The following is a 6,709-nucleotide window of genomic DNA, read 5'->3' as shown; positions in this document are numbered from 1 at the left end:
GTCTTAATTTTGATTACAAAATATATGTTTTTCTCCAATATAAATTTACTGATATAGAGTAATTACTTGTAATCATTTTAAAGTCGCCCAGCTATAAGTCCACTTCAACCAAGCATTACTCATTATTCACCGTTGGCTAAGGTCGAATGTCCGATCGAAATAGGTCGTTATCCTAGTTTACGTTTCTCTCTGCTAGCTCTAAGACCAATAACCGGCCGAAAGCATCAATTAAGAGGTCATATGGCACATATCCGTCATCCCATAATTGGTGATATAGCTAAGCGACTTAATTTTGATTACACCATATTGAGTGCGAACAAAATATCTGTGTCGCATCCGAGCGCTCTTTTTTTGCATTTAGCTTGTGCCCATTTATGTTCAATTGGATTAAGATCTGGCGAATAGGTAGGCAAATATTCCACCATATGCCCCGCATCGATGATGACTTGTTGAATACTCTGTTTCTTGTGAAAAGTTGCATTATCCATCATGATTACACTGTTTTTAGGAAGTACTGGGATAAGGACTTGGGTGACCCATGCATAGAAAACATCGCTGTTAATATTGATATCAAATAATCCGATAGCAAACAGCGTTGTGCCCAATAAAGCGCCGATAACATTTGTTCTTCCTTTAGCTCCCCAGTTCTTGAGACCAACACACCGTTGACCTTTCGGGGAATAGCCGTGAGTCCGCGGGGTATCGTGTGAAAAACCACTTTCATCAATAAAAACAATATGCTTGCCTTCTTTTTCATACTGTCGTTTTTTGTTGAAACGTTTGTCGAGTGTTTTCGTCGGCTTTCGGATGACGTAGAGTTTTTTATAGGTCACTCCCATTTTTTTAAGAGCTTGCCAAATGGCCTTCTGAAAAACGCCAAAACGCTCTGCACGCTCTTTTTGGTAAGCATCTGGATATTGTTCAACATCTTTTATCAACTCGGATTTATCGATTTTTCGCTGACGCGTAGTCGATGCTTTTGGCTTTATTTGATTAATCCAACGCGATACAGATGCAGAGCCAATCCGAAATTGCTTCGCTTTTTCTCGGATACTCAACCCTTCTTCTTCCATCGTAAATATCACTTTACGTCTAAAATCAATTGAATAGCTCATATAAATAATGTCATCAAAATTAAGTCGCTTAGCTATATTAGAGTGTCTTTTCTATGGATGGTCTGCGGCAAAACAGATAAAACAACATATCGAACAAATTGATATGCCATCTACACTCGCTAAATGGAATGAAAATCAATGTCATAATTTAGATGAACAAGTTGTTATTCAACATAACTGGCATGAGTTAAGACTATTCATGTGGGATTATATTGGAATTGTCAGAACGACCAAACGACTGACCCGCGCATTGCGGCGCATCCATTTACTACAAAAAGAAATAGAGGAATACTATTCAAATTTCCGTTTATCAAATAATTTATTAGAACTGCGTAACCTTGTGCAAGTAGCTAAATTGATGATCCGCTGTGCGCTTTATCGTAAAGAGAGCCGTGGATTACATTACACATTAGATTATCCGGAACAGCAACCAGATGCTAAACCGACTATTTTGACCCCATCAACTAAATAACTAGAGAGGGGAATATAATTAACCCTCTTTCATATATGACGGAGAAAATACTACCGAATTGCTATTAATTACTAATAATTATTTATATATTACTCAAACATTTAACAAAACATTTTAATAGATGAACAATTTTGGCGTTCTGTTTATAATCCATTGCCTAACCAGAGGTATACAATGACTGCAACCACATTTTCTGAACTTGAGTTACACCAAAGTCTTCTAAATGCACTGGATGATAAAGGCTATGACCGCCCGACAGCCATTCAGCTTACAGCTATCCCTGCTGCTATGGAAGGACGCGATATTTTAGGTTCATCGCCTACAGGAACAGGAAAAACTGCCGCTTACTTACTGCCGGTGATCCAACATTTACTTGATTTTCCACGTAAACGCTCTGGGCCACCGCGTATTCTCATATTAGCTCCAACCCGTGAACTGGTAATGCAAGTAGCTGAACAAGCAAAAGAATTAGCCAAATACACCCATCTTGATATCGCAACCATTACTGGCGGCGTATCTTATATTAACCACGCTGAAATTTTTAGTGAAAACCAAGATATTGTGGTCGCAACCACAGGACGCTTACTACAGTATATCAAAGAAGAAAATTTTGATTGTCGGGCGATCGAAACGTTAATTTTAGATGAAGCTGATCGAATGCTTGATATGGGATTTTCCAACGACATTGAAACCATTGCCGGTGAAACACGCTGGCGCAAACAAACTATGCTATTTTCAGCAACACTAGCCGGTGATGTAATTCACGATTTTGCTAATCGATTACTAAATAATCCTTATGAAATTGATGCTGATCCTTCAAGGCGTGAACGAAAAAAGATCCAACAATACTATTATCGCGCTGATAACCTCGAACATAAAACTGCGCTACTTTGCCATCTGTTAAAACAACCCGATGCCACTAAATCTATTATCTTTGTCCGTAAACGCGAAAGAGCACATGAGTTAGTTCAATGGTTACAGCAAGCCAAAATAAAAACCTGGTTACTTGAAGGAGAAATGGTTCAAGCAAAACGGACTAAAGCGGTTAAACGCCTAAATAGTGGGCAAATTAACGTCTTAGTCGCGACCGATGTTGCCTCACGTGGCCTTGATATTGACGATATTAGTCACGTATTCAATTTCGACTTACCGCATACTGCTGATGTTTATCTGCATCGAATTGGTAGAACCGCACGCGCGGGACGAAAAGGAATTGCAATTAGCTTAGTAGAAGCCCATGATCAACCGCTATTAGGTAAAATCAACCGTTATCTTAAAGAACCATTAAAAATACGCGTCATCGATAGCCTTCGGCCTACCACCAAAGCGCCGGCTGAAGGTTCACTACGTAAACCCAAACCGTCAAAAAAAATCCAGCTAAAACGACAAGAAAAGAAAAAAATTGACCAACAAAAAAAGAAAAAAACCAAAGAACACCATCGCGACAGTAAAAATATTGGCAAACGTCGTCAACCATCAGTAAAGCAAACTGATAACAAATAATAAATATTTAAACTATTTATTGATTGATTTACTGAAATAACCAAAATTAAGTCGCTTAGCTATATTTGCCTACCTATTCGCCAGATCTTAATCCAATTGAACATATAGCTAAGCGACTTAATTTTAATTACACCATATTGAGTGCGAACAAAATATCTGTGTCGCATCCGAGCGCTCTTTTTTTGCATTTATAGCTAAGCGACTTAATTTTGATTACAAAAATATATGTTTTTTTTCCAATATAAATTGACTGATATAGAGTAATTACTTGTAATCATTTTAAAGTCGCCTAGCTATAACAACTCCTTGGCAACAATTTGTCCTTCATTAAAATCAGTTTTAGCGCAAATACAGCGAACTTCATTTTTTTCGTCGTCTAATAAACGAAAAGGAATTTAATAGTGCTGTATTAGCTGCCTTAGTAATCTGAATTCCAATAACCATGTCGACCTCCAAATTCGAACAAGATTGAAATAACACTTTGAAATTATTTTCAAATTAGCTATTTGTTATAAGCATTATTTCTATAAAATATATATCAATTAAATATCAGCAATTCATTGATATTAATCAATGATTTCAAGGCGTTATTAATAATATTATCGACAGGTTACTGTTTTAAATCAATTTTTCATTTAAAAAATTTATAATTTTTAGAAAATATTTTTAATAACAAAATATATAATGAAAAATAAGCGATTTCCGTTTTAAAATTTACCTCATATAACGTAGATGTTAAGTTGAACATGATATTAATCAAAACCTAAAGGAATGGTTATGCCCTCTTTTCCCGGCTGGCACGATGTCATCAGCCTAGAAAAAGAACAAGATTACTTTCGTAACACCCTGGCTTATGTTGCCAAAGCACGTCAACATGGCACAACAATCTATCCACCACAAAAAGATGTCTTCAACGCTTTCCGTTACACCGAACTCAGCGAAGTAAAAGTTGTGATCCTAGGACAAGATCCATACCATGGACCGAATCAAGCGCACGGACTCTCGTTTTCAGTTCGGCCAGGTATTCCTACACCGCCTTCACTGGTTAATATGTACAAAGAACTGGCAAAAGACATTGCCGATTTCCAATACCCTAATCATGGTTATCTCGTCAGTTGGGCACAACAAGGGGTATTATTATTAAACACGGTTTTAACCGTTGAACAAGGCAAAGCTCATTCTCACGCCCATCTTGGCTGGGAAACATTTACGGATAAGGTTATAGCGGCAATTAATCAACACTTTTCTGGCGTGGTTTTTTTATTGTGGGGATCACATGCGCAGAAAAAAGGCCAATTTATCGATAACCAAAAACATTTTGTGCTTAAAGCGCCCCATCCTTCACCACTCTCGGCCCACAGAGGTTTCTTTGGATGCAGACATTTTTCCAAAACCAATGAAATACTCATAAAACAAGGATTAAGTCCGATAGACTGGACACCTTTCATTCCAGAACAATAAACTAAATGCCACCACTATCACTATATGGGTGGTGTTATTTCAGTTTATTTTGCTTTTGACACAATCACCATCGCCGGGCGTAGTAAGCGACCATTTAAAGTATAGCCTTTCTGCATAACATCAATAACTTGATTAGGTTCATGTTCTTCTGAATCGATCATGGTCATGGCTTGATGCAGTTCTGGATTGAATGCAACATTCTTCTCCGCTACCACCTTAATACCATATTTGCCGACAGTAGCTAAAAAAGATTTTAAAGTTAATTCAAGTCCTTCAAGCATTGACATCGATTCAGCATTTTCGCGATTAACAAGTTCGATTGCTCTTTCCAAATTATCAATAACGGGTAACAACTCATTGGCAAACCGCTCTAGGGCAAACTTGTGTGCTTTTTCAACATCTTGCTCAGTACGGCGGCGAATATTTTCCACTTCAGCCTTAGCGCGTAGCAAGGCTTCACGCTCACGTTTTTGCGCTTCAAGGAATTGCTGCTCTAATTCAGTAATGCGTGGATCAATTAATACTTCTTCAGTAGAACTCACTGGTTGTTCGGTCTCAATTGCTTTTTCTTTTGCCTCATTTTTTTGTGATTTTTTTAATTCTTTTTGTTTAGAGGCTTGTTCATCATGCACTTTATGATCTTTACTACTCATGAGTATCTCCACATTTTTTTTAGCATTAATCCAGATTATTAGCTTATTATGGGGATAAAAGTTTGGGATTCAAGAGAACACGCCAACTTGATAAGAGGAAATAAACCATGCTGACGGGAAAAGCAGCAAAAAAGACATTATTTGAATATATTGGTATTGTTGGTCATCCTCGACATCCAGAGGCATTGGCAACTCATGAACAACTTTATAATTGGCTTCGAGCGCAAAAATATAAAGTTATTGTTGAACAACAAATTGCTCAACAGCTTAAACTAAAAAATGCCACCATTGGTGGATTAACAGAAATTGGTAAAACAGCTGATTTAATTATTGTTGTTGGCGGTGACGGTAATATGCTCGGCGCTGCTCGTGTTCTATTACGCTATGAAAATAAAGTTATTGGCATCAATCGCGGTAACCTTGGTTTTTTAACTGATCTTCGGCCAGATAACGCGTTACAAGAGCTAAGAGAAGTATTAGCTGGGCATTTCTATGAAGAACAACGCTTCTTACTGGAAACTCAAATCAGCAAAAAAAATCACAAACCTCGCATGAGTACGGCAATTAATGAGGTCATTTTACACCCCGGCAAAGTGGCTCACATGATTGAATTTGAAGTTTATATTGATGATCGCTTTGCCTTTTCTCAACGTTCCGATGGACTAATTATTACTACACCAACTGGCTCAACCGCTTATTCACTCTCTGCCGGTGGCCCGATACTCACTCCAAATCTTGAGGCCATCGCGCTAGTCCCTATGTTCCCTCACACCCTTTCATCGCGTCCATTAGTCATCAGCAGCGATAGTAGTATTAAATTAAAATTTAGACAAAAAAACATCAATTATGAAATCAGCTGTGACAGCCAAATTATTTTACCTATCCAAGATGATGATGAAGTATTAATCAAACGAAGTAATAAAAAACTTAATCTCATCCATCCAAAAGATTATAATTATTTCAATACATTAAGTTCAAAATTAGGCTGGTCAAAGAAAACCTTTTAATTTTTTTAATTACTACTTTACTGTATAAAAAACAAGTTTATACTATATTTATTAACAGTTGTGTTTTTACATACAGAAGAAGCACATGCTTATTCAATTAACCATCAATAATTTTGCCATTGTCCGCAAACTAGAAATTGATTTTCATCCTGGTATGAGTCCTATTACCGGTGAAAAAGAAGCCGGAAAATCAATTGCAATTGATGCATTAGGTTTATGTTTAGGCAACCGAGCGGATACCAATATAGCTAAGCGACTTAATTTTGATTACACCATATTGAGTGCGAACAAAATATCTGTGTCGCATCCGAGCGCTCTTTTTTTGCATTTAGCTTGTGCCCATTTATGTTCAATTGGATTAAGATCTAGCGAATAGGTAGGAAAATATTCCACCATATGCCCCGCATCGATGATGACTTGTTGAATACTCTGTTTCTTGTGAAAAGTTGCATTATCCATCATGATTACACTGTTTTTAGGAAGTATTGGGATAAGGAC

Annotated in this window: 7 protein-coding genes and 3 pseudogenes; 6 read left to right on the top strand and 4 right to left on the bottom strand. The window is 37.2% G+C overall.

Features of this window, described 5'->3' with window-relative positions; genetic code table 11:
- Positions 1-105: 105 nt before the first annotated feature.
- A pseudogene (locus ARSQ2_RS15005) lies at positions 106-405 on the top strand (hypothetical protein); the annotation flags it as partial.
- Here the strand turns inward: ARSQ2_RS15005 and ARSQ2_RS09530 are convergent.
- Entirely contained in the window at positions 297-1,115 is an 819-nt protein-coding gene (locus ARSQ2_RS09530) for an IS630 family transposase (RefSeq protein ID WP_181995155.1), read from the bottom strand. The pseudogene ARSQ2_RS15005 and the gene ARSQ2_RS09530 sit on opposite strands and share 109 nt — an antisense overlap.
- Positions 1,116-1,125: 10 nt before the next feature.
- On the opposite strand from ARSQ2_RS09530, the pseudogene ARSQ2_RS09525 reads away from it, so the two are divergent.
- Positions 1,126-1,587 (top strand): annotated as a pseudogene (locus ARSQ2_RS09525) (L-aspartate oxidase); the annotation flags it as partial.
- 174 nt (positions 1,588-1,761) lie between these two features.
- On the top strand, positions 1,762-3,090 hold the full coding sequence (gene srmB / locus ARSQ2_RS09520; protein ID WP_181995157.1) for an ATP-dependent RNA helicase SrmB: 1,329 nt from the start codon (positions 1,762-1,764) through the stop codon (positions 3,088-3,090).
- A 59-nt stretch (positions 3,091-3,149) separates the two neighbouring features.
- Here the strand turns inward: srmB and ARSQ2_RS13825 are convergent, their stop codons facing one another.
- Positions 3,150-3,278: a hypothetical protein gene (locus ARSQ2_RS13825; RefSeq protein ID WP_255487678.1), complete on the bottom strand. Its 129-nt coding sequence runs from the start codon at positions 3,276-3,278 to the stop codon at positions 3,150-3,152.
- 589 nt (positions 3,279-3,867) lie between these two features.
- Here ARSQ2_RS13825 and ung point away from each other — a divergent pair.
- Entirely contained in the window at positions 3,868-4,551 is a 684-nt protein-coding gene (gene ung, locus ARSQ2_RS09510) for a uracil-DNA glycosylase (protein ID WP_181995156.1), read from the top strand.
- Between the two features lie 44 nt (positions 4,552-4,595).
- Here the strand turns inward: ung and grpE are convergent, their stop codons facing one another.
- On the bottom strand, positions 4,596-5,204 hold the full coding sequence (grpE, locus tag ARSQ2_RS09505; protein ID WP_181995153.1) for a nucleotide exchange factor GrpE: 609 nt from the start codon (positions 5,202-5,204) through the stop codon (positions 4,596-4,598).
- Positions 5,205-5,311: 107 nt separating this feature from the next.
- Between grpE and nadK the strand changes: the two genes are divergently transcribed.
- Positions 5,312-6,211 (top strand): NAD(+) kinase, encoded by a 900-nt coding sequence (gene nadK, locus ARSQ2_RS09500; protein WP_181995152.1) that lies wholly within the window; start codon positions 5,312-5,314, stop codon positions 6,209-6,211.
- An 85-nt stretch (positions 6,212-6,296) separates the two neighbouring features.
- Positions 6,297-6,464 (top strand): annotated as a pseudogene (locus ARSQ2_RS09495) (AAA family ATPase); the annotation flags it as partial.
- 14 nt (positions 6,465-6,478) lie between these two features.
- On the opposite strand, the gene ARSQ2_RS09490 reads toward ARSQ2_RS09495, so the two are convergent.
- Positions 6,479-6,709, bottom strand: a 231-nt coding sequence (locus ARSQ2_RS09490; protein WP_181995151.1) for a transposase, incomplete at its 5' end; no start/stop codon positions are given.

This window comes from Arsenophonus endosymbiont of Bemisia tabaci Q2, from assembly GCF_902713415.1.
Lineage (GTDB): Bacteria > Pseudomonadota > Gammaproteobacteria > Enterobacterales > Enterobacteriaceae > Arsenophonus.
Note: the sequence above shows the minus strand (reverse complement) of the source record. Positions and strands in the feature narration are given on the sequence as shown.